We start from the raw sequence: 26,880 nt of genomic DNA, 5'->3' as shown, positions 1-26,880 counted from the left end.
CCCCTTCCAATACCATTGATCTCAGTGATTTGGATGTGCTGATTATTATCCATTTAAAAAACCAATTGAACCAGCATCATGTAGACAATCGTTCCCCCCGCTATGGAGAGGAGCATCATTTTCTTCCAAACGTGAAGCAGGGCAACTACAGCCACCCCAATAAATTCAGGGATGCCGTGACTTCCAGATTGTAAGCTCACATCCTTTAAACAATAAATGACCAAAAGCCCAATTACTGCAGATGGCAGCATTTTACCGAGATACTGTACATACTTCGGTGTGGGTTTACCTGATGGGAAAACGATGAAGGGAAGGAATCTTGTAAGCATTGTGCCTAAAACAACCATCGCAATTGTAATGATTTGCTGCGTTAAAGTCATTGTCATATGGTACTCACCTCAACTTTCTCTAACGGCTTTCTAAGTAAGGTGAGTACCCCCAAAATGGCAAACATAGCAGGGATAATGAAATTGCTTCCGCCAAAAATAATAAGACAGACAGCTGACAGCCCAAGCCCAGCGAGAGCACTATGATGTTTTTTCTCTTTCATCCATTGTTCAATGAAAATCACTACAAAGAGAGCCGTCATAACAAAATCGAGTCCCTCTGTGTTGAATTTGACAAAAGAGCCAAAAATACCGCCAATCGCCGATCCTATCACCCAATAGCAATGATTGAGCAGTGTCACGAAGAACATAAACCATCCCTTGTCTACATTCTTCGGAACATCAACGGTACAATTGATGGAAAAAGACTCATCGCAAAGCCCAAAAATCAGATACAGCTTTTTCTTACCGGTCCCCCTATATTTATCAAGCATGGATATGCCATAAAACAAATGCCGTGCATTCACCATTAAAGTTAGAAAAAGGGCGTTAATCGGATTGAACGCGACAAGCAATAAATTGGCTGCAATAAACTCCATCGATCCTGCAAATATCGTTAGACTCATCAATATCGGGTAAATCGCACTGAACCCTAATGAATTCATAAAGATTCCATATGCGATGCCTAAAAATAAAAAGCCTGCCAAAATGGGCACTGTGTACGGAAACGCCGCACGAAATGCAGTTATCATTTGAGTTCGTTTTTTCATATAAATCACATCCTGATGGCTAAATTTATTTAAACTTAACATACAAAATCCGTACAAAAAACTAGTTAATTGTATGGATTACAATTAAAAATAAAATTCCCCCATTTTATCAAAATGGGGGGGCTTATAGGATAATCACCTTATATTCTTTTAAAGCCGACCGTTTCAATATTAGAATTCCATACAAAAAATGATATGATTGTATGGAATAAGATAGTAGAGGTGAACTATGCCCGTAAATTCATTCGACAATTATCCAATGTCTTGGAAACCTGATAAGAATGCATTAAAGCGTCCCTTTTATAAATCCCTTGCATCATTACTTGAACAAGATATAACAAATGGTTTTTTAGCACCTGGAACCAAGTTGCCCCCGCAACGAGAATTGGCAGATTTTCTTGACTTAAACTTCACCACGATTACCCGTTCCTACAAAATATGCGAGGTAAAGGGATTGATATATGCCGTTACGGGAAGGGGAACTTTTGTGGCTCCCAATGCCACTCGTTCCATAACCATTTCCGCGGATAAAACGGCAAATGGCATTGATCTTGGTTTTGTGGCCTCTTTTGAGCAGACCAATGATATTGTATCAGAAACCATTCAAAAAACTGTGAATAAAAGTTATTTGGAGCAGCTGCTGAATTACAACGATCCGACTGGTATTCCACATCAAAAAACAGCAGCTCTAAACTGGATGGAATCTTTCGGCATTCACGCGGATCAAGAGCATATAGCAATCGTTTCCGGTGCCCAAAATGCATTGGCAGTTGCCTTGGCTGCATTGTTTGAGCCTGGTAATAGAATTGCGACCGACTTATACACCTATTCAAACTTCATCGAGCTGGCAAAGATGTTTCATATTAAGTTAGTGCCCATTCCCGGAGACCAGTTCGGAATGCTGCCAGATGAACTTGAAAAACAGTGTTGTCAAACAACTATTGACGGCATTTTCCTGATGCCCTCTTGCAACAATCCAACCACAATCATGATGTCAGATATCCGAAAGCAAGAAATAGCGACGGTCATCCGTAAGCATCGTTTAATTTTGATCGAGGATGATATCCATGCATTTCTGACGGCGGGCATTATCTCCGATTACCGGCAGCCTATGTACCGCTTGCTTCCAGAACAGAGCGTTTATATTTGCGGTACCTCTAAGTCAATATGTTCTGGATTGAGAGTTGCCTATATGGTTTATGGGGAGGCCTTTTGCGAGAAAATAGCCCAGGCCATTTTCAACATTAATGTAAAGACCTCTTCTTTTGATGCAGAGATTATCACAGAGCTAATCCTATCAGGAAAAGCTCATGAAATTGTTTCTCAAAAGAAACAGCTTGCACAGACTGCAAATGATATTTATTCCGAATATTTTCCTTTAAGAAAGGATGTTGGACACCCTCTCAGTCTTTATCGTTGGCTTCCAATTAAAGGACATAACGATGCGTTACAGCTGGAAACGGATTTGAAAAGGCGCGGTATTCGGGTTTTTCATTCCAATCGTTTTCAAAGCGGGCAGACCACCCCTGATATGTATTTGCGTATTGCACTATCTTCCACAAACTCATTTGATGAGTTAAAAATAGGACTAGACATATTAAAACAGTATCTTAACTGATTCAAAAATCGATGATACCTAAAGTTAAAAAGCCCGGCCGATAAAGGTCGGGCTTTTTTATACCCATCTTCCGCCTTAAAAACCACTACATCCAACAATAGTTAAGAGTATCAACCAAACGAATTTAAAGGCGAAACCTCCACCAAATCCAAAATAAATATGACAGCAATAGTCTCCAGCTCTGTACAGAGGATAAGGTGTTGGATTTATATGTATAGGCAGTAAAGGTACAAATTCAGTTGACATCTTAGAATAGGTTATCCATGTTTAACCTTTGCAATATTATTAGAACTGGACAAAATTAATAAACATATGATGGATAATACATTTTCATTAATTCCGCTCCTAAGTTTAACTATAAAAGCTACTGAAAGAGGAGATGTTTTTTTGTATCCGAATGATTATTATTATCGAGTAAACAACTGGGAACCGATTTTATATATGCTGCATCAAAGTTTATATGCTGAAGAAATGGTATGTGCTATGAGTAGTGAGCTTTTCCATATACCTGAAACCAAAGATTTAAAAGGAAGTCGCGAGATGCATAACCACCTAATCCCTGCTTCATATCACCGTGTAACCGCAGTGGGATCAGCCCAAAGGCTAAAAAATGGTGAGCAACAGCAAACCATTATAGAAACCATGACAACTTGTATAATAAACGCAGAAACCCAAGATAAAAAAGTAAGTGAAGGATTAAAAATAATGGAGGAAAATGCAAGACCTGAATATATAGCCTTTATTAAAGTGATCATCAAATGGCAAGAACAAGCAGAATCCTATTTAAATCAAGCAAAAGAAGCTTTACGAAATATGGGGGTTACATTTCCTGTTGGAAGTGAACAGCAGAATTATTAATATATTATGATTCTACAAAAATATTCAAACTAGCAAACCATATAGATTCCAAAGGTTATATCCCCCACCTTTGCTTGACTGAACGGTGAAAAGTTCGGTTTTTACGTAGTACTAGAGAAGCTGAAACAACCCGCAATAAATAATTTTAAAACTTCAAACACATATACCCCCTTCCTGTTTTAGATCGGGGTTTTATTTCTGCACCTTAACTATCCTGCCCCTTTAGTTCTCATAAGAAAAAGCTGCCTTTAAAGACAGCTCCATTATAAAGTGATTGTCCCACCATGATAACAATAGTAGTTTTCAGCTATTAAATCTTTAATCTTTCTTAAAGACTGTTCTGCTTTCTCGACATTTAAACAAAAGTGCGGATTAGCAATGACCAATTCATGATTCTCTACAACAGCTGCATCACCTGCTATTACAGTTTCTAAACTGGGAAAATATAATGAAATATGCCCTGACGTATGTCCTGGTGTTGCTACTACTCTACATTCGTTATCCAAAATCCATTCACCGTCATGTACCTTTTCGTCAATTGAAACATGCTTCAATTTCTTTAATTGTTGTATAAACCATTTACCGAATTCGATTTCTTGATTTGGCATATTTTCCAGCATTCCTTCGGCTTGAACCAATCTCTCTGACTTCATTTCACCACTAATAAATTTCGATTCAACTTCACTAGCTATAATGTTAATAGAAGGATACTTTTCCTTGAATTCAAATAAGGAACCTATATGATCAATATCATAATGAGTGATGATTATATTCTTTAAATTCTTCATTTCATAGCCATTTTTTATAATTTCATATTCAATTAAAGGTAAAAAATTAGGATAACCTGTATCGACCAAGGTCAGTTCATTCTTCAAAATAATCAAGCTAGGATTAATGTGGTTTTTTTGCCCATTAAATTCAAATTCAATTGGCAGTTCTATTATCTTCATTTTGCTCCTCCTCACCTACTAAAAAGGTAATAGTAGTTCTCGTTTTTAGTCCATAAAGAAACCCAGCATGGATACAAAGAATAGAAATAATGAGACAACAACGTACCTCAAAAAACCTCCTTTTCTATCTTTTTGAGGTTCCTCTAATCCTGTTATTAACAAAATTGCCGCCAGCAACAACATAGAATATGGCATCAGCTCAACACTTCCAGTAATTAGCTGATATGCATATAAAGCAACTACAATTATTACTAAGATGATTTTAACTATTTTCAAGAATATATTTCCCCTTACACATAATTTTTCCATTTAATCATTCCACTTAACCCCTTTTCATTTGTGTGGAAAATGGAAATTCCTCGATTCACACCCCCGCTTTTCTGCAAACAAAAACGAGACAGTTCATATAACCTCAGTTAATTCTGATATTCCTTTAGTTAAAAAGCACAAAATAATATCTGAAATTTCACACTTCTTCTAATGATTCCTAAATACGAAACCTGTATACTTTTCTCATGTTAGTTTTCATTACATCATCAGTCATATCATATAACGCTACGAATGGGAGTTGAGTGTAAATTGTCTACATATCTAGAAAGTCAAACTTTAGAAGAGGCGGAGTTCCACCATGCTGCGGATTTGGATGAATCTCTGAAGCCGAGGTCAAAAGAAGATAGGACGGTTGGCCCGATATCCTATACATTCATGTGGATTGGAGACGGCGTCAATTTAGGGAATATGACACTGGGGGCCAGCTTGGTCGTAGCGGGAACCGCAACGTTGAATATCATTCAGACATTTGCTGCAGCAGCCATTGCCATCGCTATCATTTCCGTGATATTCGCTTTAAATGATAGGATTGGATACAGGACGGGCATTCCCTATGTTGTTCAACTCCGAATGTCCTTCGGGATGAAAGGCTCCATCATATCATCACTTTTGCGCGGAATTCCGGCCATCATCTGGTACGGTTTTCAAAGTTGGATCGGCGGTACCGCTTTAAATGAAATCGTGAAGGTCATTACGGGTGGTGCTTTTGATAATGCCGTCATTTGCTTTGTCGTGATTCAATTGGTGCAAATTGTACTTTCGCTGTATGGCTTCCATGCCATTAAATGGGTGGAAATGCTTGCATCCATCGTTATCATGCTAGCTCTAGTCTATGTATTCGGCATTCTACTTACATCACATAGTGAGGTCATCGCGGAAAAATGGGTGCACACTGAAGGCTCATGGGGCTTGCCGTTCTTTTCTTTCATCATGATGTTTTTAGGAAATTATGCGGCTATCTTTTTAAGCGCAGGGGACTATTCAAGAGAGCTTAAGTCTGGCATAAGTGATGCAAAACGAGGGTTTTTGTACTTTTCGCCCATTTCACTGGCTTACGGCTTCGTACTGACAATCGGTGTAATGCTCGCTTCCGCTACCGGCATTTCCAATCCAGTTAAGGCGTTTGCCATTGTGGTGGATAATCCTTATATCACAGTAGGCGTTTCGGCATTTATCGTCATAGGTGCAATTGCGGTAAATATGGTTGCCAATATTATTCCTCCAACCTATGTCATTACTTTGCTTACAAAGTTGAAATATAAGATTGCCGTTATTATAACCGGAATTCTTGCCTTTTGCTCATTCCCTTGGGTGCTTGTACAGGATTCTTCGGCGAAGGGCCTTGGATTGTTCATTCTGATTTATTCCGCATTTTTAGGTCCGATCGTTTCGATTTTATTAGTCGAATATTATATATTAAGAAAGCAAAAAATGAATGTCGCCGATTTGTACAGAGAAGACGGGCCATTTGCAGGATATAATCCATGCGCACTGCTCGCCATGCTTATCGGCGCCGGCGCTGCCTTTATTAAAGTCGAGCTGGCTTGGATCATCGGCGTTGTCGTGGCAGGCATTGCCTATATTATCCTGATGAGGTTTGCCTTCAAGGGTTCAAGATTCAAAAAGGGGACGATCTTCGAGAATGAGCTTTAACTTATTGAAGGGGATACTAGGTAGGCAGTATCCCTTGTTTAAGTAAGGCTGGTTTCATGAAATATATGTCTGGCCATTTTTGTAAGTGAATGCATGGTTTCCTTCTTCTTTCAATAATACCGGCAAATACTGTGCGACCATCTCAGCAATTCCGAGATTAAGCGGGTGAAGTATCCAATCAATGGATTTCCAATCAAGAATGCCTTCCCGCGTTTTTTTCGGTGTTTCATATATTAAATCCTCATCCGCCATATACAAATATACATATATTCCATCCCATTCACCTTCTGGAGTTTCCCAGGTTACCGTCCCTTTAGAAAAAAAAGTCCCTACCACTATGCCCGTTTCCTCAAATACCTCACGCTGTGCACCTATATCAGGAGTTTCACCTTTCTCGATTTTGCCCCCCACCCCGTTCCAAACCCCCATAATAGGAGCTTTCTCCCGGTTAAGCATGAGAAGTTCATTATTCTTCTTTACAAAACAGACTGTATACTTAAACATTTATTAAAGACCCCTTTATCGTTAATTAACCACATCGCCGTTTGCTGTTTTACCCGTGAGTTTTCCACTATACTTCGGTATATATAATAGGAAAGATCTTAACCAAACATTCTAATACAATTTGTCCACTAATAAAAACAGTAGCTTTTCTCAATATTAACAATGAATAAAGTATCCGTAAACGTTCTCCGCCAATGTATGAATGCACTTCCCATTAGTTCCAATTCTTATATTTTTAGCGCATTTACTCGTGAATTTGAGCGATATAAACCTGAGTTTGCGCTGTTTACTCGTGAATTTTGCTGTTTTACTCGTAAGTTTTACTGTTTTACTCGTGAATTCGCACTTTTTACTCGTAAGTTTTACTGTTTTACCCGTGAGTTTTCACTATTTACTCGTGAATTTGTATTTTCATAAAGAAAGCAGCGATTCCCTTACGAATCGCTGCACCTTTCTATTTATGCTCCGGCCCAAACATCTTTCGCATATCTGCCATTCTCCTCTAATGATTGCAGCCATACTGTGGCTTCTTCTTTCGATGTTTGATAGATATGCATATAGCTTTCGATCAGTGTTCGTTCAACATCGGGTGCCATTTTGCTTCCGTCTCCGCAGATGTATAGGTGTCCCCCTTCTTTTAATAAAGGCAGGATGTCATGGGCGTTTTCCGCTAATCTGTTCTGGACATATGTTTTTTCTTGACCGGGACATCTTGAGTAAGCGGTGTGCAGTGTTACAAGGCCTTCTTGTTCGGCTTGCACGAGTTCTTCTTGATAGAGGAAATCGTGTTCCGGATTACGGCATCCAAAGTAAAGGTGAGCAGTCCCTAAAGTTTCACCTTTTTCTTTCAAAGCGCGACGTGCCTGTATGAATCCCCTGAATGGTGCAATTCCTGTTCCAGGGCCAATCATGATGATTGGTTTTCCTGTTTGCTCTGGAAGTTGGAAATTAGATTGCGGCGTATTGATAAAGCAGGCTATTTTGTCTCCTTGGAAGCGTTCTGCCAAATAATTCGATGCAATTCCTTTGTATTCCCCGTTTCCGCTCAAAGCTATTCCACGGACGACGCTGACGGTGATGCTTGCTTCTCCTTCTTTGTGGAGTGGTGAGCTTGAGATAGAATAGTATCTTGCTTTTAAAGGTGGCAGTAAAGCCAGGAAACGTTCAAACGGGATTTCACATGCAGGATACTTTTCTATAAGGTCAAGCATGGTTATGCGCTTGTTCAGGATTTCTTGTTTATAGGTACTGTCCAATAGAAGATCTTCGAGTTCTTTTACATGTGGAGGACATACCGTATGAATGGCAAGCGCCCGAATTTGAGACCGGGTGGCGGGTTCTTGGAACTCCACATAGTTTGATAGTAACTCCTCTAGTTTTACCGGTTTTCCTGTAGGAAGGTGGCCAGCTTTTCCGGAATCCCCTGTTAAATTGACGTAATCTTGGCTATTTAGGTTAAATCGACTGAGCACTCGCTCGACTAATTCCGATGGATTTTGTGGAAGTACCCCGAGATGATCGCCTTCCTGATAATGTATTCCCTCTGGCAGAGTTAATTCTATATGTCGTGTACTTCTTCCGCTATCTACATGTTGTAATTCAAAATTCCTTTTTACAATGGATGTAAAAGCATGATGGGTGCGGGCAAGTGGTGTGCCGCTCACATCACTTACAAAGTTCATCGTAATCGAACTGACTGCCTGATCATTCCTATTCACTTCAATGTTCAGGGTTTCGGCAAGATTCGGCCAAAGGGCTTCTGTCCATTTCTCGTAATCCCCTTCAAAGTCATCACTTGCATCTCCATAGCCTGTTTCTGACAGCCGCACTGCTCCTTTTTGCTCCAGCCGCTCATCAATGAGGATTGGAATGCGTTGATACGTATTGGCCCAATTGCGGTCCCCGCAGCCGAAGATCGCATAGTGAACACCATCCAATGTGTCACCCTGGCTTTCCTTCAGCCATGAAACGAAGTCACCCGCATTATCCGGGGAATTTCCATTATAAGATGCCGAGACTATCAGAACAGCTCCTTCTTGGGGAAGCCGATCAGTGTAATCATTTAAAGGGGCAACCTCGGCATGGAAGCCTTGTCGCTTCCCTGTTTCGGCAAGGTCACGAGCAATCCCTTCCGCTGTTCCCATATTTGATCCAAACAGGACAAGTAATGGTGTGCCATGTGAGGATTCGATTGGAGATGCCGTGGCTCCTTTGACCGCTGACTTTGGTTCTGGCGAAGCAGCGGTAAATGACATCGCCGGCTTCCTCGGTGAAACGCGCATGGTCAATCCGTCCGGTTTGAGTGTCAAAGTTTCTTTAACATCCAATTGATATTCTTCATGATCAATCAAGTCAAAGTGCTGTAAAACCATGCCGAGCACCAGTGTCGCTTCATGAAGGGCAAACTGCTGTCCGATACAGGCGCGCTGCCCGTTTCCAAATGGTTTATAAGCATGATAAGGGATGGAATCCAAATCCTCGAACCGCTCAGGAATGAACGATTCAACGTCATCACCCCAAACAGATGGATCACGGTGAAGCTCGGGAATAAGCAGCGAGAACACATCCCCTTTCTTCACATTGTATTTTCCGTCCAGCATGGTATCTTCTTTCGCATAAACAGAAAACGCCGGAGCTGTCGGCCACAGACGAAGCGTTTCATTCAGCACCATCCGGACATATTTCAGCTTTTTCACTTGTTTGTAATCAGGAACATCATCACCCAGCACTTCATCGACTTCCTGCTGCGCTTTTCTTAACTTGTCTCTGTTATTCATGAGGAAATAGATGGCGAACGATAGGAGACCGCTCGTCGTTTCATGCCCAGCTATTAAAAAGGTAATGATTTGAAAACGAATATTTTCATCATCCAGTGATACACCCGTTTCAGGATCGACTCCTTTCAACATATGGGAAAGAAGGTCATCTTCTCCCTGATCACCATTTTGTTTTCGGTCAGCAATCAATTCATCCACTAGAGAGAACATATATTGAATGTCTTCCCTGAATTGTCTTTTAGATTTGATCATCAGTTTATCTTGGATGCCAAGCCGCTGCGTTTGGCTCATCGCTTCATCCAAAGCACGCACCATACTGGTGACAAAAGGATGGGTGGTCTCCCGATAAAAACTGTTAAAACGGTAATTGAACCCGCAGAGTCCGATCGTATCCAAGGTCAATCGCGTCATATCTTCAGGAATATCTATCTCATCAGCCGGATTCAGGCGGGCCCATTTTTGAATGAGTTGGGTAGCAAGATCCACCATTTTGGCATGATATCCCTTCATTGCCTGCTGGCTAAAGCTGGGAAGCAGGATGTTATGGGCCTTTTTCCAATTCGGTTCCTTCGTTTCACTTGTGAAAAGGCCATCACCGCCAAACGCCCTAACTTTCTGCAGGGCTGGACCGACTTTCTTATCAAATCTTGTTTCATCACATATTTCTTTTGCGAGGGCAGCACTTGATACGAATGTAGTGATTCGCCCCGGAAATTGAAACTGAAAAATCGGCCCAAGTTCTCGTGCCAGCTTCATGAAAGACTGAAGCGGCTTATCCTTATCAATGATAGGCAGGCTGCCTAGGGGGCCATATGTCTTTGGCTGTGGAAACTGAGTTGTATTTTCCATTTTATTAGCACCTCTTTAGATAGTTAGATTGCGGAATGAACGTTCATTCATTCCGATTTATATTAAACATGTCTCAAGCATACAAGCGGACTGCATCCCAAAAGCTTTCTTCCACATCTGCCAAAAGTTTTGGTTCAGGTTCTAACTCCCCGATGCGTACAAGTCGCTCAAGCTCAAGAAATGCTCCGTAAATGATGGCAATCAAGGCTGAAGAAGGAAGCTCCTTAATTTCTTTTTTCTCTTTTCCTGATTCAAAGAAATTTTTAAATATATCCAATAGCCCTTGAAAGCTAGCATGACTATCTTCATTTAAAAAATGGGCTCCACTATGGATTTTAATAAAATAAAGTGCTTGTTCCTGCTCGGTTGTAAAGTGAACCATTGATTTAAAAATATGGTGAAACTGATTGCGAATTGAATCATCATGAGGAAATCCATTCTTGACCGTTTCAGTGAAAATATCCAAGTACTCTTGAAAAATCTTGTTGCCCAGCACTTCCTTATTCTCGAAATAACGATAAATGGTCCCCGCTCCAACTCCTGCCGATGTAGCAATCATCGGGATCGTCGTCGCATCATATCCCCGTTCTGCGAATAGCACTAAAGCGCTGGATACTATACTGTCTCGTTTATTTACTGCCGTGATCATAATGATTCACCCCTTTTTCACTCGATACGGAATGAATGTTCATTCCGTTTAATGTAAGTGTAAACCCAATAAAACCCAATCTCAATCGCGCATACTACCCATATTTTGTGAATTCTTTATTAACGAAGGGGGATAAAAGGCTGAAAGCATTTCTTTTTATGTAATTAAATGGTATAACGAACGATCATTTATCCCACAAGAAAAAGAGCTGATAGTCACAGCTCTTACTCAAATTATGTATGTAAAATTCTTTTTCACCTATTAAACGAGAAGAAACCTATGCCTGATTATAGCGTTCAGATAGCTTCTTTTTATGGGCATTAAACACTTCTTCCAATGGGATATTGTACTTGTTCGCAATCACAATCAAGTTTCCTAGCACATCTCCCAATTCTTCGGTTAACTCCTGTTTGTTTTCTTCATACGAACCAATAACCTCATCAGGTCTATCCCTGCCAATTTCAAGGGAGCGAATGGCTCGTGCCACCTCGCCGGTTTCTTCTGCCAAAAAGCCGATGCGAATGAAAATGTCCAATTCTGACCACCCGCGTGCTTCATAATAATCTTTTACCCATTGTTGAAATTCAGTAACGTTCATATTCATCCACCTTTCATTAGATAATTCAAGTTTAACAAATCCCCTTTAATTTTGTATGATAAGAAAGGAAGATTACTGAAAAATGGGAGATGTGATATTTTGAAAAGTCTAGCTGTATTTTGTGGATCAAGCAAAGGTTCATCTGCTGTTTATGCAGAAGAGGCTAAAAAACTGGGTGCTGAACTGGCGAAACGTAAGATTACCCTTGTTTATGGAGGCTCAAGTGTAGGAATCATGGGTGCAGTTGCAGATTCCGTATTGGAAGCAGGCGGAAATGTAATTGGCGTGATGCCGGATTTTCTAGAAAAAAAGGAAATAGCACATAAGAATCTAACCGAACTGATCGTCGTGGAATCCATGCATGAAAGGAAAGCAAAAATGGCTGAGCTTGCAGATGGGTTCATGGTCTTGCCAGGCGGGCCAGGAACATTGGAAGAATTCTTTGAGGTTTTCACTTGGGCTCAGCTTGGTCTTCATCAAAAACCTTGCGGACTCTTAAATATCAATCACTATTATGATCCTTTGGTCGCTTTATTCAACCATATGTCCGACGAACAGTTCCTGCATGAAAAATTCCGTTCCATGGCGCTGGTGGATGTTGAACCAAATGGACTTCTTGATCAATTCATTACATATGAACCTCCAACCGTAAAAACTTTCATTACCGAGAAACAAACCTGATCATAAAAAACAGCCGGCCAAGATCAATAATGATTTTGGCCGGCTGTGATTAACTGCAGGTTAGGTTAATATCTGGTTTAAATAATCTCCATGCCCTTTGATAAGCTGTATTTCATGCTCGGATGAAATCCAGAAGAAATGGAATGTCAGCCCTCATCTCCTCTAACAGCCGGCTGATGGTCCCATTCATCAGAAACATTCGATACACTTATTTGATAAGGCTGTTTTCTCATACTTTGTTGCTATTTACCAAGTAGTGCGGTGTGGTTGATTTCCCCTCCAGATGCTCACCTGTCCCGCTGCTCCCGCAGGAGTCTCGCACTTCCGCTCCAATAAACCTTATATCGTTTCGTTTTAAAAACAACAATCTTTACGAAAAGGGCCTTTGATAAAAATATCTATTATGTATGGCACCATCAGGGTTCTCCCAAAAATCCACTGCCATTAATTTCTCCACATGAAAATTTTCTAGATCTGTTTCTTCTTTTCCTTGAGGCTTCACTGTTCCCTTGGGTATCTGTATACCAGCTTCCTTAATGGGATGTTAAAAAACCAATACCCTGTGTTTCTCCATTATTGATTCTTGTCACTCCCCCCCTTAATCACCAAAGGCAAAAATGAGCTCTGTCTCGCATACAGTTTCTCCGTCGACAGTTGCCCTTGCTTTTCCTTTACCGATAGGACCTTTCAAGCGAGTAATCTCCACTTCTAAACGTAATTGGTCTCCTGGTCTTACTTGCTTTTTAAAGCGGCATCCATCGATCCCGGCCAAAAGCCCGATCCGCCCTTTATTTTCTTCTTTTGTAAGCATGACAACAGCACTTACCTGCGCTAAAGCTTCCACGATCAATACACCTGGCATCACTGGGTAATTTGGAAAGTGACCAGCAAAAAACTCTTCATTTGCTGTAACATTTTTAATGGCCACCGCTCTCTTTCCTTCTTCCAATTCCAGTACTCCATCAACTAAAAGGAATGGATAGCGATGCCTGATAATATCTTTGATTTCTTGGATATCAATCATTATTAAGTCCCCCATTGCAATGGATTGCTTTCACTTCATTTTACCAACAGTATCAATATATGGATATATTTTCATTTGTTAAAATGTTTTTTGTTCCGCTTACAAATCGTTTGATTTTTTTTCCTTTGATTTTGTTAACGGGGATAGAACCATTTGCTCATACCTTTCATATCCCCCTAATAATTTATGAATCAAGCTTATTTTCGGAACAACAAAGTAAACCGCCAATCCTGAAATGGTGCTCAGTATAGCTCCTGCCAGCACATCCGCCGGAAAGTGGACACCTACCCAAATACGGGAGATGCCAACAAGGAAAGCCACCATGATCCATAACAACCACCATCCTCTTTTGAAAAGCCAAAAAGAGACACAAAACGAGAAAAACAAGATGGTATGGTCGCTTGGAAATGAATTATCCACTGCTTTTTCAATTAACTGATTAACATTGTTCAATTCGGCAAATGGCTGATTATTCGAATGCAATCGCCCTGCCATTTTTCCCATCATTTCAGCTATTCCAAACGTAATCATCCCACAAACAACCATCATCCTGCTCTGTTCATTTCGAGTGAACCATATAAAGATGACTGCCAAAGCTAATAAAAAAACCATGTATTCGGCAATGAAAATGGCAGAGGGGTTTACATAATCGTACTGTTTCCCTAAGTCATTGATCATTCTGAACACATTGATATTCAACTCAAAAAAGTCCATTTCATATCCAGCCTTCCTCTTTTTCTTACATCTTAAAGAGAAAGGAAATAAATCGCCATCGTTCTCCCTAACAGTTCAATCCATTATCTTACAATTTTGTCACATGATTGTTAGGCTACTCAGCTTCACAGGTGAGTGCAAAAGCACCACACAATCATATAAGAGTGTGAAAACTTTATTCTTTTAAAGGTTTTATTGAAGTTGAATAGAATTATTATTTTGAATAAATAAACGAGGTGATAACTTGCAGATACTATTAATTCGGCATGGTGAGTCAGAAGACGATTTTCTAGAAGAAAATTACAAAGGAACTACTGATTTACCCTTAACTATTAAGGGTGTTGAACAAGTAGAAAAAATGTGCAGACGTGTATCCGAAGAGTTTCCACCAGAATTCATTTGGTCAAGTACCTTGCTTCGAGCTAGTAAAACTGCCGAAACTTTATCAAATACTATCAAATGTCCAGTAACCTTCCTGGAAGATTTACGAGAGATGCAGGATAGGGAAAATCATTTAGATTTTAGATTACGAGCTCAAAATGTACTTTCTTATATTAGAGAGAACAGTGCAAATTATAAACGAATTGCTATTATATCCCATGGAGGAATGATTACTAAAATTATTGAAAGCTTTCTTCAATTACCACCCGCAATTCATGATGTGTGGTTCAATTCTCATAATACAGGAATACATCTTCTTGAGTATACCAATCATCCATACAAACTTATAAGGTTTTTAAATAGTACTACGCATCTGGAATATAGCTGACGATCAGGTCTGTCTTGAGGCAGTCTTTTCTTTATGTAATATACTGGGGAAAAGGCTGACGTTCATAAAAAAATGAGCATTTCTATGCAGGTGTTGAATATGCAAATTTACAATGATTAATAAAGGTTTTAATGGTGATTCGTTGAATTTTTAGGTAAGGTTCAACGAAAGGTGGTAACGTATAAAATCAATAAATTCTCCTATTCACCCTAAAGTTAACAATGTTTTTATTCATGTTAAATATTTAAAGAAATCAGCTGGATGGTATTGTAATCTCCTTGGCATTCCTCATAACAGTGATTCTGTAGAATCGCCGGTTTACAATATTCCTATAACATATGAAACAGGATTAACGTTAGATGACCATACATTTGATCCTGATTTTAGATTCGAGCCATCCAGCAATGTATTGTTTAATTTCTACGCAAAGGTATAGACGAAGCTTATCAATTCATTAAGGGTAATAACATTTCTATTGTTAAAGAAATAGAGTGTATTGGAGATTTTGCTTATTTTAACTTTCAAGATCCTGATGGTAATATTCTTATGATTTGTACTTGTTAAGGATGAAAAGAACTGGTTGGTTTTTATGTCTAGTTTTAAGTTTAGGGAGGTTAAACATGCTGCACATACAGAAAAAATCCGATATTGTCATCATTGTCATTCACGAAATATATGGACTGAACCAACATATACAGGGTTATGGTGAGTTATTATCAAAACAGGGTTTTGATGTGATCTGTCCGGATTTGTTAGAATGTGAGACTCCTTTTGATTATTCCCAAGAGGATGCTGCTTATCGACATTTTATGGAGAACGTAGGTTTCACGGGTGCTTTAGGTAAGATAAAGGATATATTATCGGATATAAAAGATGAATACCAAAAGATTTTCATCCTTGGATTCAGTGCAGGGGCAACTGTAGCTTGGCTGTGCAGTGAGGAAGAATGTGTCGATGGAATAGTTGGTTACTATGGTTCGCGTATTAGGAATTATGCAGAATTAGTGCCACAATGTCCTGCACTGCTATTTTTCCCGCTAGAAGAGCCATCATTTAACGTCGACGAGTTAATTTCAGCTTTAGAAAGAAAGGATGTCGAAGTTCATAAATTCAGCGGAAAACATGGATTCAGTGATCTTTACAATTCAAACTATCATGTAGAATCAGCACAAGCAGCCGTTAGCAAAATGATGAAATTTTTTATGGTTCATGAACATTCAGCCTAATGCCGCTTTGCATGGATCCACTGTATCGAACCCGCATTACTATGGGGGTGACAGTCATTTTGAACCTTTTTATATTCTGTTTCCAATTCTTTTAAGGTTAACTTCATAAGCTGTTCCACAGTTTTATTTACAGTATGGATCATAAGTTTATAGATTAATTCCTTCCGCCTTTCTTCCACGCCCTTCCTCATTTCACCCTCTCCTTTTATTCTGACATTATATGAACTGTATCCTTAGACAGGGGGAATGATCGTCGGATTCCTTCTCCTCGATTTTACTTATTTTAATATACTCATTCTCTAAATCGGTTAAGGTTAATTCAAAAAGATGGATGTCATTCTTTTTATAAACTCCCTTGTTAATCAACTTGTTGATTAGGAAGTTTCTTTTTTTCTCAATGGCTTTACGTAATAATATTCCCATGATAAATCCCCCTTTATAGGATGTATTGAAAGAGAATCTTTCGACTTGCCCATTCACAAAAAAACCGGAGACGCCTCTTTACATGAAAGAAAAGTCTCCGGTTTTCCGGTCAATTAACCTATAATTCCCATTTAATTACTTGGTATTGTTATTTTTATAATACTAACTCTATGCTCCGCAGTCAACAATTTTTTCCTGCATCTTATTTATTTTTGCTTCGCTTCATGAAATGCTGCTTTCACTTTATCCAGCAGGTCTTGATCTGAAATCAATTTATACCCTGTAAGTGAAAGGGCTTTTGCTCCGGTCAGGATGGCTTTGTCTCCAGCAGGAGATTTGGCACAGTCGCGGAATTCATTCGTATGGGCAATCAGCTCATCATGGCCAATTTTTATATAAGGATGTGCTGTTGGCACTACATGGCTTACATTACCAGCATCCGTCGAGCCAAAGCCACTCTCTTTTCGAGGGCCCACCGCTTCCCCTAATTGAGCCAGTTCTTCTTTTAACAGTTCATCCAGAACTGGATTAATGACAAAATCGAGTACTTCATTTTGGAAACGTTCCACTTTAACCGTACTTCCTGTGGCAAGTGCTGCCCCTTCGGCAACAGCACGGATTTTATTGGATACTTCTTGGCAGAGTTTCCATGTTGTTGCTCTAATGTAAAACCTGGCGGAAGCATATTCAGGAATGATGTTAGGCGCTTCCCCGCCATTGGTGATGATTCCGTGGATTTTGACCTCGGCTGGGAGCTGCTGGCGCAAAGCATTAATGCCATTGAACAGCTGAATCACCGCGTCAAGTGCATTCACACCTTCTTCAGGTGCAGCTGCTGCATGTGCTGACTTCCCGTAAAAATGAAAATCAAGGGGGTCGACTGCCAAAAATGGACTTGTGACACGCGTTTGCCCGCCAGGATGGATAAGGATGGCCGCATCCACCCCATCAAATAGACCGTGCTTCACAAAGCTGCCTTTTGCGCTTCCATTCGGCCCGCCCTCTTCTGCCGGTGTTCCGAAAACAATCACCTCTCCGCCCGTTTCCTCCAGCACTTGCGCCAAGGAAATGCCTGCTGCAACACTCGTTGTGCCAATGATATTATGGCCGCAAGCATGACCTAAACCCGGCAATGCATCATACTCGGCTAAAAAGGCAATTGTGGGCCCTTTCTTTGAAGAGGCTTTTTTGGCGATGAATCCTGTTTCATGACCGGCAATATTGCGTGTCACTTCAAATCCTTCATTTCGAAGTATTCCGGTTAATGTATCCGAAGCGAAGAATTCTTGATTCCCAATTTCCGGTTTGGCATGAATGGCTTGACTCGTTTCGATATATAATTTGGAATAAAGGTCGATGTGATCTTCAATGATCTGCTGATGCTGCTTCTGCACTAATTCTCTCGCCATATTCGTATCTCCCCTTTTTGGTTTAAGGAACCGGATGGGCAACTTGAATCCATCCGGCATTCCTCACTTGTTCTTATTTTTCGTTAGCTGGTTTTGTCCAAGCATCCTGGTAATTCACTAATTCATCTACAGAAACATAGGCAGGAATGGTGTTTCCTTTAAACGTTTTTTCAATGAACGCTTCCACTTTTTTCGATTGATAAAGCTCCACTAATTTTTGCAGCTCAGGACGATCGGCATTCCCCTTTTTAACTGCAATGATATTAATATATGGTTTCGCCGTTTTACTTTCATGGAATAAAGAATCTTTTAAAGTAAGGCCTGCTTCGACAGCAAAGTTATTATTGATGGCTGAAGCATCGGCATCATCCAATAGACGCGGTGTATTGCCGGCAGCAACAGGTTGGATTTTCAAGTTTTTCGGATTTTCTTTAATGATTTCCAATGATCCCGATCCATTGAATTCCTTTTTCAAAGTAATCAATCCAGCTTCCTGAAGAAGGAGCAATGCACGGCCAAAGTTTGTTGCTTCATTCGGAACGGCAATCGTAGCGCCATTTGGAAGACTTTTAAGATCTTTATGTTTTTTCGAATAAAGGCCCATAGGCGCAATGACAGTCGACCCGATGGCCTCTAATTTCAGGTTTTGGTCTTGAACGAATTCATCGAAGTAAGCGACCGTTTGGAATGAATTGGCATCAATTTCACCTTCACTTAACGCAAGGTTTGGTTGGATATAATCATTGAAAGTGACCAGTTCGATATTAAGCCCTTCCTCTTTCGCTATATCGACAATGTATTCCCATGTTCTCGTATCCCCGCTGCTGACACCGACTTTTACTGTTTTCACATCATCCGAACTGCCTGATGCACCTTCTTCTTTCCCGCATGCTGCAGCCACGATGGCCAATGCCAATACCATGATCGTTAATAAGATTTTTTTCATTTCTCCTACCTCCTGTTATTTTTATCTTCTTCTTATTTTTCTTGAAACGAAATTCCCGGTGGATTGCAATAATTGAACGATGATCACGAGCGCCGCCACTGTAACGATCATCGTCATCGTATCGAACCTTTGATAACCGTAAGCCAAAGCCAGATCGCCGACCCCGCCTGCCCCGACGGCACCTGCCATGGCAGTAGATCCAACAAGCCCGATTGTCGCTGTTGTAAATGTAAGGATCAACGAACTAAGTCCCTCGGGAATCAAAAAGCGATAAATGATTTGCCATGTCGTAGCCCCCATCGCCTGAGCTGCCTCGATGATCCCTTTGTCCACTTCCAACAGGGAGTTCTCCACAAGCCGTGCAATATAAGGAGCCGCGTAAAAGATGAGCGGAACAATGGCCGCATTCATTCCGATCGCGCTGCCTACAATCATTCTGGTAAGGGGAATAACTGCTACAAGCAAGATGATGAAAGGAACCGACCGTAATATATTGATGATCGGGTTCAATACATTAAAAATCCATTTATTCTCCAGGATGTGACCCTTTCTTGTAATGACAAGCAGGATACCGAGCGGAAGTCCGATCAACCCGGAGAATACCAATGAGATGGCTACCATATAAAGTGTGTCACCGAAAGCTGTCAACAGCTGGTCTGCCGTTATTTCCATTCCCCAAAGCGTATTACCCATTTACCTGCACCTCCTGGACGAGAATCCCCTCATCTTTAATATATTGATAAGCCATGTCCACCTCATTTTTGCTCCCGGTAACTTCGATGATCAAATTCCCGAAAGGCGTTTCCTGAATTTCAGAAATATTGGCTGATAAGACACTTAAATGAACATCATATTTCTTCGAGATCGTTGAAAGTAAAGGAGTACCAGAAGTAGTCCCAATAAAATTAATTTTCCAAATAATCGGGATATGAGACCCTAAGCTTTTTATGAAACTTTGTGGTATTTCGTCATGTATGACCGTTCTCACGAAGTTTTTTGCAATATCCGTTTGCGGCTTCGCAAAAACTTCGAAAACCGAACCTTGTTCAACGACACATCCGCCCTCCATGACCGCTACCTTATTGCAAATTTCCCTAATGACAGACATCTCATGTGTGATTAGCAAGATGGTGATATTGTAATCTTTATTAATTTTTTTTAAGAGCTGCAGAACAGCACTCGTTGTTTGTGGATCCAATGCCGACGTAGCTTCATCACACAATAAGATCGATGGATTTGTAGCCAATGCTCTCGCAATGCCGATCCGCTGCTTTTGACCGCCGGATAATTGATCCGGATAACTCTTTGCTTTGCTCGATAAGCCAACGAACTCCAATAGCTCGCCTACACGGTTTTTGATTTCCTTAGCCGGAGTTCCCGATAAAACCAGCGGCATCGCAATGTTATCAAAAACATTCTTTGAGTTTAGCAGGTTGAAATGCTGAAAGATCATCCCGATTTTTTTCTTTTCTGCCCGTAATTCCTTCGGGCTTAACTTGGTTAAATCCTTGCCCCCAACAATCACTGAACCATCTGAAGGATCTTCAAGCAAATTGACCAGCCTGATCAACGTACTCTTTCCGGCCCCGCTATAACCGACTACACCGAATATATCCCCCTTTTCCACTGTCAAATTGATGCCCTTCAAAGCCTCGACAGTCTGTTTTTTTGTTTGATAATCCTTTTTAACATTTTGAAACTCAATCATCCAATCTCCCCCCATGTTGTTTATTTGTACGAATTCATTATCCAGAGAAGAGCTTTGCAAAGTTTCATAATGATAGGGTTAAATTTTTGGGACTTACGAGTAAATGCGCTGAATTCACGAGTAAATGCTCGAAACTCACGAGTAAATCTGCGAAATTCACGAGTAATTGCACCAATGCTCCAAATAACCATATACATTTTGAATAAACAAAAGAGGCCTCTTCCGTCATCAGACAGAAGAGGCCTCTTTTAGACATAAAAAAGAGTAAACTCTTAAATTAATTATCTAAGAAAAGCTCCTTCTTATCTTTCAAACTTTCGTCCGTTGGAATTAGCACAGTATTTTTACAAAAGTAAAAACCCGCTGCCGAGGTATCATAGGGCCAAGTCCCTCCACATCTCTTGATAAGAATTAACGTTTTATTTAATTATGTCCTTCACTATATATTCTAATCCCTCTAAAGTCAACCATATTTTTCATCGCTTAAAATATTTTCACAGTATAGTGAAATGATACTTTTTAATTATATCAATATAATGATTTACTCATTCTCCATACAAGGTATTTTTCATTTTCTTCGCTTATCTTCTTCATGCCTGAATTCGTATATAAACGAATTGCCCTTCCATTATCCGGAGAAACCCTTAAATGGTATTCGGATACAATAAATTGCCTGAAAAAGTTTTCTGCGTAGCGAACCAATTCCTTGCCAAGGCCTTTACTGCGGTATTCGGGAATAAGATAAAATAGATTCACATATCCAATCTCGTTTCCTTCATACTCCCGAATGTGAAGTTCCATTTGACCAATCGGTTCTTGGTCCTTTTCAATGATTACCTGCCCCCCCGGAAATTTGCGAACCCTTTCTTCCATTCGTTGCAGATATGTATTTTCATCTCCAAAACCAGCTTCAGATCCAAAACTTACAACAAAGGAATCTTTCCTGAATTTAACGATAATATCTTTATCTTTTTCCGTATCAATGGTCCGAAAGATCAAATTTATCCACCTCTATCATTTTAGTGAAATAGTTATCAAGCAAACAAACTTATTTTACTTACACTTTTTATGATATTTCATTATTTACTTTTACAAGCTTGTTATTTCATTTTTTCTGAAAAGAATATTGCCTGTATCCCTTTATGAAATGGCCATAATATTAAATTAAAAACAAATCCAATATTGTTTGGAGAGGTCTAGTAATGGAGATTGGGTTGGAACAAACAAATTTATTTTAATTTTCGAGTCTAACTTTGCAGGGTAACCCTAAGTGAGGAATTTGTTTATTCAGCTCTACTCAATCCCAAGCATCTTTTTTCTCTTTCATTTATATTCCAATTATAATGGATAAGTGGAACACATTTACATTTATCCATTATAAAAATCATTGGAGGTATTGAAGATGAAAGTTGTTGCAATAGTAGGAAGTATCCGTAAAGAGTCTTACAACCTTAAGCTTGCCAAATATATTCAATCTAAATATCAAGATCGGTTCGATCTCGAAATCTTGAACATTCGGGATTTACCTTTTTATGATCAAGATATTGAAAATGACCCTCCATCAGTTGTAAAGGAATTTAAAAGCAAAGTGGCCGAAGCAGATGCAGTCTTGTGGGTCACACCTGAATACAACGGTACGATTCCAGGAGTATTGGGCAATGCAATCGATTGGTTATCACGTGTCGATAAAGTCTTGAACGGCAAACCATCATGGATCATGGGTGCGTCAATGGGGCAATTAGGAACGGTTAAAGCTCAATTGCATTTGCGTGAAATCTTATTCGCAATAGGCATCGCCTCCCCACTCCTTCCCGGGAATGAAGTATATGTTGGTGCAGTGCATGACAAAATCGATAACGAAGGCAGACTTACACATGAGTCGACTGTCCAGTTTATCGATACGGTCGTCGATAATTTCATTAGCTGGTATAATCATCATACTCGTTAATGGTTTTAAAAAAAGAATCCCAACAGGTTTAATCCTGCTGGGATTTTTTTTTATTATCATTAAACATAATTCATCCTCTTCCAGCTTGGAATGCAGGGTATTTTGTCATTCCTCCGTCAGCGAATAGAGTGATGCCCGTTACATAACTGGATTCTGAAGATGCCAGCCATGCAGCAACCGCAGCAATTTCTTCAGGCTTTCCGATATACCCCATCGGAATCATGCTTTCAAGATCCTTTTTCTTTTCGGGATCTTCAAGCTTGTCTGCATTTATTGGTGTGGCGATGGCTCCAGGACCAATGCTGTTCACACGGATCCCTTTTGGTGCATATTCAAGAGCCAGGGTTTCCGTAAGCAGTTTCACCCCGCCCTTGCTTGCCGCATAGTGAACGAATAAAGGCCAGGGTATCATCTCATGTACACTGGACATATTTATAACATTCCCTTTAATGTCGTTCTCGACAAAATACTTGATAGCTTCACGGCAGCCTAAGAAATTCCCCGTTAAGTTGGTATTGATTACCCTATTCCAGTCGCTTAACGGCATCTCGTGAGACGGAACAGGATTTTCAATTCCTGCATTATTGATGAATATATCAAGTTTCCCGAAATTCTTTATCGCTGATTGAACAAGGTTAATCACATCTTCTTCAACGGTGACGTCGCCTTTTACTGCAATAGCTTCCCCGCCATTTGTTTTGATTTCCTCCATTACACTATCCGCTTCCTCGGATTTAGTGCGATAATTAACCACGACCTTTGACTTTTCCCTAGCAAAGCGGATGGCCATCGCTTTTCCTAAACCAGTGGATGAACCGGTTATAACAACGACCTTACCTTCTAAATCTGTATACATATAATCACCCTCCAATTAACTTTTTGCCATTCCGAGCATAATCCCAGCAATGATGATCAAGATAATTCCGATTATGATTCCAATTAGTTGGCGCTTCGTTTTCTTTTCACGTAAAATGATGATCCCGCCAAGAGTTGAGATGACAATGCCCATTTGCGAAAGGGAAAAACTAGTGGCTACTCCCACACGAGGCTGGGATATGAATAAAAACATGTTCCCTGCAGCCCATATCAATCCTGGAATGATATTGCGAATCGTATATTTGTTAAACGGTTTATGTTTAAAAGTCAATAATAGACCGCCTATCACCATCCCTATCGCTTGTGGGAACAACGCTGACCACCCATCAACATTAAAAAGACGGGCCACGACCACATAAACCAAATAACCGAATGTCGAGATAAGCAGAATAACAATTCCTTTCTTCAAGTTTCCCGATTTGCCCTCTTTTGATTCTTTATCCTCCAAGGAAGTCAAGACAATTCCTATAATAATGAAGACTAACGCCAACACGCCTAAAATGATTGCTTTCATTGTAGACCATTCATTAAAAACAATGACCCCGAATAAAGTCGTTGAAATGAGCTGCATTCCAGTGGATATCGGCATTGTTTTGGATACTCCCATTAAATCAATGCTCTTAAGCTGATTAGCTTGTCCAACGGCCCAAAACAACCCAGAAACAACTCCGACTCCAAACACCAGCAGTGACAACTTAATATCGGCAAAAATATAAACACCTATTGAAAAAATCAAGGCGCCAATCGTTGTACCTAGTGTTTGACTATAGGGCCCACCCCCTAGTTTCACATTAAATAAAACGATGCTTCCCCAAAATATTGCCGGCAAGAGAGCTAATAATATATCCATTTTCAACCCCCATATATGTAAGTTCAAAACTAAGCAGTAAATTTCCTTATGTCTTCTTTTTAATATGTTCGCATTATTTGAAATGACCCTTGGTAATTTTATGAAGTGTTTTTGCAAAAATAGTGTTCTACATAAAAAGGGCTTCCGATGCTGATAAATATTGGGAGCGTTAGAGTAAATACAGCAGTACTGCTGTCTAGGTTATAAAAAAAAGCAAACCTTATGTAGGTTTGCTCAGTTTGTACTATCTAACATTTTTAAACATAGTTGTTTGGAGCGGATGTGCGAGACTCCTGCGGGAATAGCTAGTCCAAGAGAGACCCCACAGGCGCAAGCGCGCCGAGGAGGCTCCCGGCCGCCCGCGGAAAGCGAGTGCCTGAAGTAAAAACAACGTCCAAATTTGTACAAGCAAAAAAACTGTAGACAAACCTTATGTAGGTTTGTCTACAGTAATAGATATGGAACTTATTTCTTCAAATGATAGGGCACTGTCGTAATAACCACATTTCTTTTATAAAGTAAGTAGGCGCGGATCAGTAAACTTGATTGGTTATGAAGTATATTGTGCCAGCCCTTCTTCGGAATGAATTGGGGGATGATCACCGTAACTTTATAATTGGATTCACTAGCCTTATGTTCAACTGTGTCCACAAATTTAGTTAGTGGTTGAATGATACTTCTGTAATAAGAATTCAGTGTAACGAGTCTGACATCTGGCTGCCATTTTTCCCACTTTTCTTCGAATTTCTTTTCGTCTTCTCTTTCAAAAGCGACATAAACGGCAATCACCTGATGTGCAGATAGAGATTTTGCATAATTTAAAGAGTTCTCAACCACATGGGTTATACCTGCCACAGGTACAATAATGATATTTCCTTCAATTGGTAAGATCGGCTCACATGTTGTAATCCTTAGTTGGTCACCAACTGCTTCATAATGCTTTTTAATTCGATGAAAAATTAAAATGATGATAGGTAAAAAAATCAATACAGGCCAAACCTGAGTAAATTTGGTTAAAAAGAATATCATCGTGACGATAAAGCTAATTATGGCACCAATTGAATTAATGGTTAATTTCATCATCCAGCCTTTTGGCTTTTCGCGGAGCCATTTAACAATCATGCCAGTCTGGGACAACGTAAATGGAATGAATACCCCTACCGCATAAAGCGGAATAAGATTTTCTGTATGTCCTTCAAATGCGACTATCAAGATGATGGATGCGAGTCCCAGTATGATGATTCCATTGGAATACCCTAATCGGTCCCCTCTGATCGTAAACGCCCTTGGTATGAATTTATCCTTCGCCAGATTTACCGCAAGCAGAGGGAAGGCCGAATAGCCAGTATTGGCCGCAAGTATCAAGATCAATGCAGTCGTACCTTGAATGAAGAAATACATGAAATTCCGTCCAAAGATCTCTTCAGCGATCTGGGAGACGACCGTCACCTCTGCGCTTGGAACGATGCTTAAATAATAGGCTAAGAATACGATTCCCGAAAATAATACAGCTAGCAATGAACCCATCGCTATTAAAGTTTTCGCCGCATTATTCGGGGCTGGATCTTTAAAGTTCGGGATTGCATTGGAAATTGCTTCTACTCCTGTCAATGCGGAGCTTCCTGATGCAAATGCTCTTAGCAGGATGAATAAACTGATGCCCGCTACCGGAGTCCCTAGTGACGTGTGTAATTCCGGTGAAACTCCCCCCGTCAAAATCTTGAAAATTCCAACACCAATCAAGATGAACAATGCTAAAACGAATAGGTACACCGGATAGGCCAAGACAGAGGCCGACTCCGTAACCCCCCGCAGGTTCAGGATTGTAAGTAGAATGACGAAAATGATGGCTATGATGACATTATATGAGTGCAGGCCGGGAAAAGCGGACGTGATGGCATCCGTACCTGCCGAAACACTTACAGCCACTGTTAATATATAATCCACCAATAAGGATCCTCCGGCTATCAACCCTGGATTGACTCCTAAATTGTTTTTTGAAACCACATAAGCCCCCCCGCCATGCGGATAAGCGAAAATGATTTGCCTATAGGACAAAATCAATGCCGCTAACAGGATCAATACCCCGATCGCGATAGGGATGGAATACCAGAATGCTGCAGCACCGATTGTGATCAGAACGATCAATATTTGCTCAGGTCCATAAGCAACCGAAGACAAAGCATCAGAAGATAATATCGCCAAAGCCTTTGTTTTGTTAAGCTTTTGTTCACCAAGCGCATTTGACTTTAAAGGTCTTCCAATCAAGAACCTTTTTATAGAAGATAACACTAAGTAGTCACCACCATAGTTAATTTATAAGTTTATGTTACCCAGCTGTAGCAAAAAAACGAGACGAAACACAAAAATGCCTACAAGTCATAGCTAAATAGACCTGTAGACATCAATTTTTTTGTCTAACAA

27 protein-coding genes and 1 riboswitch are annotated in these 26,880 nt (G+C 40.1%); of the genes, 7 read left to right on the top strand and 20 right to left on the bottom strand.

Translation table 11 applies throughout. The features are described 5' to 3' along the window. Positions 1 to 53: 53 nt before the first annotated feature. Both MPH60_RS00820 and azlC read right to left on the bottom strand, forming a co-directional pair. On the bottom strand, positions 54 to 386 hold the full coding sequence (locus MPH60_RS00820; RefSeq protein ID WP_134784136.1) for a branched-chain amino acid transporter permease: 333 nt from the start codon (positions 384 to 386) through the stop codon (positions 54 to 56). Beyond that, positions 383 to 1,138, bottom strand: coding sequence for an azaleucine resistance protein AzlC (gene azlC / locus MPH60_RS00815; RefSeq protein WP_241589338.1), 756 nt, complete (start codon positions 1,136 to 1,138; stop codon positions 383 to 385). Before azlC ends, MPH60_RS00820 begins: the two co-directional genes overlap by 4 nt. A gap of 187 nt (positions 1,139 to 1,325) precedes the next feature. Between azlC and MPH60_RS00810 the strand changes: the two genes are divergently transcribed. Continuing rightward, on the top strand, positions 1,326 to 2,714 hold the full coding sequence (locus MPH60_RS00810) for an aminotransferase-like domain-containing protein (protein ID WP_241589339.1): 1,389 nt from the start codon (positions 1,326 to 1,328) through the stop codon (positions 2,712 to 2,714). Positions 2,715 to 3,101: 387 nt separating this feature from the next. Further along, positions 3,102 to 3,572: a hypothetical protein gene (locus MPH60_RS00805; protein ID WP_241589340.1), complete on the top strand. Its 471-nt coding sequence runs from the start codon at positions 3,102 to 3,104 to the stop codon at positions 3,570 to 3,572. 263 nt (positions 3,573 to 3,835) lie between these two features. On the opposite strand, the gene MPH60_RS00800 is transcribed toward MPH60_RS00805, so the two are convergent. Both MPH60_RS00800 and MPH60_RS00795 read right to left on the bottom strand, forming a co-directional pair. Continuing rightward, positions 3,836 to 4,522 (bottom strand): MBL fold metallo-hydrolase, encoded by a 687-nt coding sequence (locus MPH60_RS00800; protein ID WP_241589341.1) that lies wholly within the window; start codon positions 4,520 to 4,522, stop codon positions 3,836 to 3,838. A gap of 45 nt (positions 4,523 to 4,567) precedes the next feature. Continuing rightward, positions 4,568 to 4,798 carry a DUF3953 domain-containing protein gene (locus MPH60_RS00795; protein WP_241589342.1) on the bottom strand — a complete coding sequence of 77 codons (231 nt, stop codon included), beginning with the start codon at positions 4,796 to 4,798 and terminating at the stop codon, positions 4,568 to 4,570. Between the two features lie 303 nt (positions 4,799 to 5,101). Here MPH60_RS00795 and MPH60_RS00790 point away from each other — a divergent pair, with 303 nt between their 5' ends. Then, positions 5,102 to 6,505 carry an NCS1 family transporter gene (locus tag MPH60_RS00790; protein ID WP_241589343.1) on the top strand — a complete coding sequence of 468 codons (1,404 nt, stop codon included), beginning with the start codon at positions 5,102 to 5,104 and terminating at the stop codon, positions 6,503 to 6,505. A 54-nt stretch (positions 6,506 to 6,559) separates the two neighbouring features. On the opposite strand, the gene MPH60_RS00785 is transcribed toward MPH60_RS00790, so the two are convergent. From MPH60_RS00785 to MPH60_RS00770, 4 genes are all read right to left on the bottom strand, one after another. Further along, positions 6,560 to 7,009, bottom strand: a complete 450-nt coding sequence (locus tag MPH60_RS00785) for an NUDIX hydrolase (RefSeq protein ID WP_241589344.1) — start codon at positions 7,007 to 7,009, stop codon at positions 6,560 to 6,562. Positions 7,010 to 7,467: 458 nt separating this feature from the next. Further along, positions 7,468 to 10,635, bottom strand: a complete 3,168-nt coding sequence (locus MPH60_RS00780) for a bifunctional cytochrome P450/NADPH--P450 reductase (RefSeq protein WP_241589345.1) — start codon at positions 10,633 to 10,635, stop codon at positions 7,468 to 7,470. Between the two features lie 73 nt (positions 10,636 to 10,708). Then, a complete protein-coding gene (locus MPH60_RS00775; RefSeq protein ID WP_241589346.1) occupies positions 10,709 to 11,284 on the bottom strand; it encodes a TetR/AcrR family transcriptional regulator in 576 nt (191 codons plus the stop codon). Positions 11,285 to 11,561: 277 nt separating this feature from the next. After that, positions 11,562 to 11,882: a MazG-like family protein gene (locus tag MPH60_RS00770; protein ID WP_241589347.1), complete on the bottom strand. Its 321-nt coding sequence runs from the start codon at positions 11,880 to 11,882 to the stop codon at positions 11,562 to 11,564. A 99-nt stretch (positions 11,883 to 11,981) separates the two neighbouring features. Between MPH60_RS00770 and MPH60_RS00765 the strand changes: the two genes are divergently transcribed. Continuing rightward, complete coding sequence (locus tag MPH60_RS00765; protein WP_241589348.1) at positions 11,982 to 12,563, top strand: TIGR00730 family Rossman fold protein; 582 nt, start codon at positions 11,982 to 11,984, stop codon at positions 12,561 to 12,563. Positions 12,564 to 13,161: 598 nt separating this feature from the next. On the opposite strand, the gene fabZ is transcribed toward MPH60_RS00765, so the two are convergent. Together fabZ and MPH60_RS00755 are read right to left on the bottom strand one after the other, a co-directional pair. Then, entirely contained in the window at positions 13,162 to 13,587 is a 426-nt protein-coding gene (gene fabZ, locus MPH60_RS00760; RefSeq protein ID WP_241589349.1) for a 3-hydroxyacyl-ACP dehydratase FabZ, read from the bottom strand. A gap of 99 nt (positions 13,588 to 13,686) precedes the next feature. Further along, a complete protein-coding gene (locus MPH60_RS00755) occupies positions 13,687 to 14,301 on the bottom strand; it encodes an undecaprenyl-diphosphatase (RefSeq protein WP_241589350.1) in 615 nt (204 codons plus the stop codon). A 244-nt stretch (positions 14,302 to 14,545) separates the two neighbouring features. Between MPH60_RS00755 and MPH60_RS00750 the strand changes: the two genes are divergently transcribed. Both MPH60_RS00750 and MPH60_RS00745 read left to right on the top strand, forming a co-directional pair. After that, positions 14,546 to 15,070: a histidine phosphatase family protein gene (locus MPH60_RS00750; protein ID WP_241589351.1), complete on the top strand. Its 525-nt coding sequence runs from the start codon at positions 14,546 to 14,548 to the stop codon at positions 15,068 to 15,070. 620 nt (positions 15,071 to 15,690) lie between these two features. Further along, positions 15,691 to 16,296, top strand: a complete 606-nt coding sequence (locus tag MPH60_RS00745; RefSeq protein ID WP_241589352.1) for a dienelactone hydrolase family protein — start codon at positions 15,691 to 15,693, stop codon at positions 16,294 to 16,296. Here MPH60_RS00745 and MPH60_RS00740 read toward each other — a convergent pair. The 7 genes from MPH60_RS00740 to MPH60_RS00710 all read right to left on the bottom strand — a co-directional run bounded on the left by MPH60_RS00740 (position 16,293) and on the right by MPH60_RS00710 (position 21,781). Then, positions 16,293 to 16,487 carry a Fur-regulated basic protein FbpA gene (locus MPH60_RS00740; RefSeq protein ID WP_241589353.1) on the bottom strand — a complete coding sequence of 65 codons (195 nt, stop codon included), beginning with the start codon at positions 16,485 to 16,487 and terminating at the stop codon, positions 16,293 to 16,295. The two genes, MPH60_RS00745 and MPH60_RS00740, sit on opposite strands and share 4 nt — an antisense overlap. 25 nt (positions 16,488 to 16,512) lie before the next feature. Beyond that, positions 16,513 to 16,719 (bottom strand): Fur-regulated basic protein FbpA, encoded by a 207-nt coding sequence (locus tag MPH60_RS00735; protein ID WP_241589354.1) that lies wholly within the window; start codon positions 16,717 to 16,719, stop codon positions 16,513 to 16,515. A 206-nt stretch (positions 16,720 to 16,925) separates the two neighbouring features. Continuing rightward, positions 16,926 to 18,128: a M20 family metallopeptidase gene (locus tag MPH60_RS00730; protein WP_241589355.1), complete on the bottom strand. Its 1,203-nt coding sequence runs from the start codon at positions 18,126 to 18,128 to the stop codon at positions 16,926 to 16,928. 73 nt (positions 18,129 to 18,201) lie between these two features. Then, positions 18,202 to 19,074, bottom strand: coding sequence for a MetQ/NlpA family ABC transporter substrate-binding protein (locus MPH60_RS00725; RefSeq protein WP_241589356.1), 873 nt, complete (start codon positions 19,072 to 19,074; stop codon positions 18,202 to 18,204). 21 nt (positions 19,075 to 19,095) lie between these two features. Continuing rightward, positions 19,096 to 19,746, bottom strand: coding sequence for a methionine ABC transporter permease (locus MPH60_RS00720; protein WP_133350669.1), 651 nt, complete (start codon positions 19,744 to 19,746; stop codon positions 19,096 to 19,098). Positions 19,747 to 19,759: 13 nt separating this feature from the next. After that, a complete protein-coding gene (locus tag MPH60_RS00715; protein ID WP_241589357.1) occupies positions 19,760 to 20,782 on the bottom strand; it encodes a methionine ABC transporter ATP-binding protein in 1,023 nt (340 codons plus the stop codon). Positions 20,783 to 21,081: 299 nt separating this feature from the next. Then, positions 21,082 to 21,193, bottom strand: a riboswitch (SAM riboswitch). A 117-nt stretch (positions 21,194 to 21,310) separates the two neighbouring features. Then, positions 21,311 to 21,781, bottom strand: a complete 471-nt coding sequence (locus MPH60_RS00710; protein ID WP_241589358.1) for a GNAT family N-acetyltransferase — start codon at positions 21,779 to 21,781, stop codon at positions 21,311 to 21,313. Between the two features lie 403 nt (positions 21,782 to 22,184). Here MPH60_RS00710 and MPH60_RS00705 point away from each other — a divergent pair, with 403 nt between their 5' ends. After that, positions 22,185 to 22,730 carry an NADPH-dependent FMN reductase gene (locus MPH60_RS00705; RefSeq protein WP_241589359.1) on the top strand — a complete coding sequence of 182 codons (546 nt, stop codon included), beginning with the start codon at positions 22,185 to 22,187 and terminating at the stop codon, positions 22,728 to 22,730. 70 nt (positions 22,731 to 22,800) lie between these two features. On the opposite strand, the gene MPH60_RS00700 is transcribed toward MPH60_RS00705, so the two are convergent. The 3 genes from MPH60_RS00700 to MPH60_RS00690 all read right to left on the bottom strand — a co-directional run bounded on the left by MPH60_RS00700 (position 22,801) and on the right by MPH60_RS00690 (position 26,748). Continuing rightward, positions 22,801 to 23,586: an SDR family oxidoreductase gene (locus MPH60_RS00700; RefSeq protein ID WP_241589360.1), complete on the bottom strand. Its 786-nt coding sequence runs from the start codon at positions 23,584 to 23,586 to the stop codon at positions 22,801 to 22,803. Between the two features lie 15 nt (positions 23,587 to 23,601). After that, positions 23,602 to 24,456 carry a RhaT/GlcU family sugar-proton symporter gene (locus tag MPH60_RS00695; RefSeq protein ID WP_241589361.1) on the bottom strand — a complete coding sequence of 285 codons (855 nt, stop codon included), beginning with the start codon at positions 24,454 to 24,456 and terminating at the stop codon, positions 23,602 to 23,604. Between the two features lie 465 nt (positions 24,457 to 24,921). Then, entirely contained in the window at positions 24,922 to 26,748 is a 1,827-nt protein-coding gene (locus MPH60_RS00690) for an APC family permease (protein WP_241589362.1), read from the bottom strand. Between the last annotated feature and the right edge of the window lie 132 nt (positions 26,749 to 26,880).

It is taken from the genome of Peribacillus sp. Aquil_B1 (assembly GCF_022603275.1).
Classification (GTDB): Bacteria; Bacillota; Bacilli; order Bacillales; family DSM-1321; genus Peribacillus.
Note: the sequence above shows the minus strand (reverse complement) of the source record. Positions and strands in the feature narration are given on the sequence as shown.

What these genes read in the sequence shown, in the direction of transcription:
- MPH60_RS00820 (WP_134784136.1), bottom strand. Translation starts at nt 386, where the DNA reads ATGACAATGACTTTAACGCAGCAAATCATTACAATTGCGATGGTTGTT.
- azlC (WP_241589338.1), bottom strand. Translation starts at nt 1,138, where the DNA reads ATGTTAAGTTTAAATAAATTTAGCCATCAGGATGTGATTTATATGAAA.
- MPH60_RS00810 (WP_241589339.1), top strand. Translation starts at nt 1,326, where the DNA reads ATGCCCGTAAATTCATTCGACAATTATCCAATGTCTTGGAAACCTGAT.
- MPH60_RS00800 (WP_241589341.1), bottom strand. Translation starts at nt 4,522, where the DNA reads ATGAAGATAATAGAACTGCCAATTGAATTTGAATTTAATGGGCAAAAA.
- MPH60_RS00785 (WP_241589344.1), bottom strand. Translation starts at nt 7,009, where the DNA reads ATGTTTAAGTATACAGTCTGTTTTGTAAAGAAGAATAATGAACTTCTC.
- MPH60_RS00780 (WP_241589345.1), bottom strand. Translation starts at nt 10,635, where the DNA reads ATGGAAAATACAACTCAGTTTCCACAGCCAAAGACATATGGCCCCCTA.
- MPH60_RS00775 (WP_241589346.1), bottom strand. Translation starts at nt 11,284, where the DNA reads ATGATCACGGCAGTAAATAAACGAGACAGTATAGTATCCAGCGCTTTA.
- MPH60_RS00770 (WP_241589347.1), bottom strand. Translation starts at nt 11,882, where the DNA reads ATGAACGTTACTGAATTTCAACAATGGGTAAAAGATTATTATGAAGCA.
- fabZ (WP_241589349.1), bottom strand. Translation starts at nt 13,587, where the DNA reads ATGATTGATATCCAAGAAATCAAAGATATTATCAGGCATCGCTATCCA.
- MPH60_RS00755 (WP_241589350.1), bottom strand. Translation starts at nt 14,301, where the DNA reads ATGGACTTTTTTGAGTTGAATATCAATGTGTTCAGAATGATCAATGAC.
- MPH60_RS00745 (WP_241589352.1), top strand. Translation starts at nt 15,691, where the DNA reads ATGCTGCACATACAGAAAAAATCCGATATTGTCATCATTGTCATTCAC.
- MPH60_RS00740 (WP_241589353.1), bottom strand. Translation starts at nt 16,487, where the DNA reads ATGAGGAAGGGCGTGGAAGAAAGGCGGAAGGAATTAATCTATAAACTT.
- MPH60_RS00735 (WP_241589354.1), bottom strand. Translation starts at nt 16,719, where the DNA reads ATGGGAATATTATTACGTAAAGCCATTGAGAAAAAAAGAAACTTCCTA.
- MPH60_RS00730 (WP_241589355.1), bottom strand. Translation starts at nt 18,128, where the DNA reads ATGGCGAGAGAATTAGTGCAGAAGCAGCATCAGCAGATCATTGAAGAT.
- MPH60_RS00725 (WP_241589356.1), bottom strand. Translation starts at nt 19,074, where the DNA reads ATGAAAAAAATCTTATTAACGATCATGGTATTGGCATTGGCCATCGTG.
- MPH60_RS00720 (WP_133350669.1), bottom strand. Translation starts at nt 19,746, where the DNA reads ATGGAAATAACGGCAGACCAGCTGTTGACAGCTTTCGGTGACACACTT.
- MPH60_RS00715 (WP_241589357.1), bottom strand. Translation starts at nt 20,782, where the DNA reads ATGATTGAGTTTCAAAATGTTAAAAAGGATTATCAAACAAAAAAACAG.
- MPH60_RS00705 (WP_241589359.1), top strand. Translation starts at nt 22,185, where the DNA reads ATGAAAGTTGTTGCAATAGTAGGAAGTATCCGTAAAGAGTCTTACAAC.
- MPH60_RS00700 (WP_241589360.1), bottom strand. Translation starts at nt 23,586, where the DNA reads ATGTATACAGATTTAGAAGGTAAGGTCGTTGTTATAACCGGTTCATCC.
- MPH60_RS00695 (WP_241589361.1), bottom strand. Translation starts at nt 24,456, where the DNA reads ATGGATATATTATTAGCTCTCTTGCCGGCAATATTTTGGGGAAGCATC.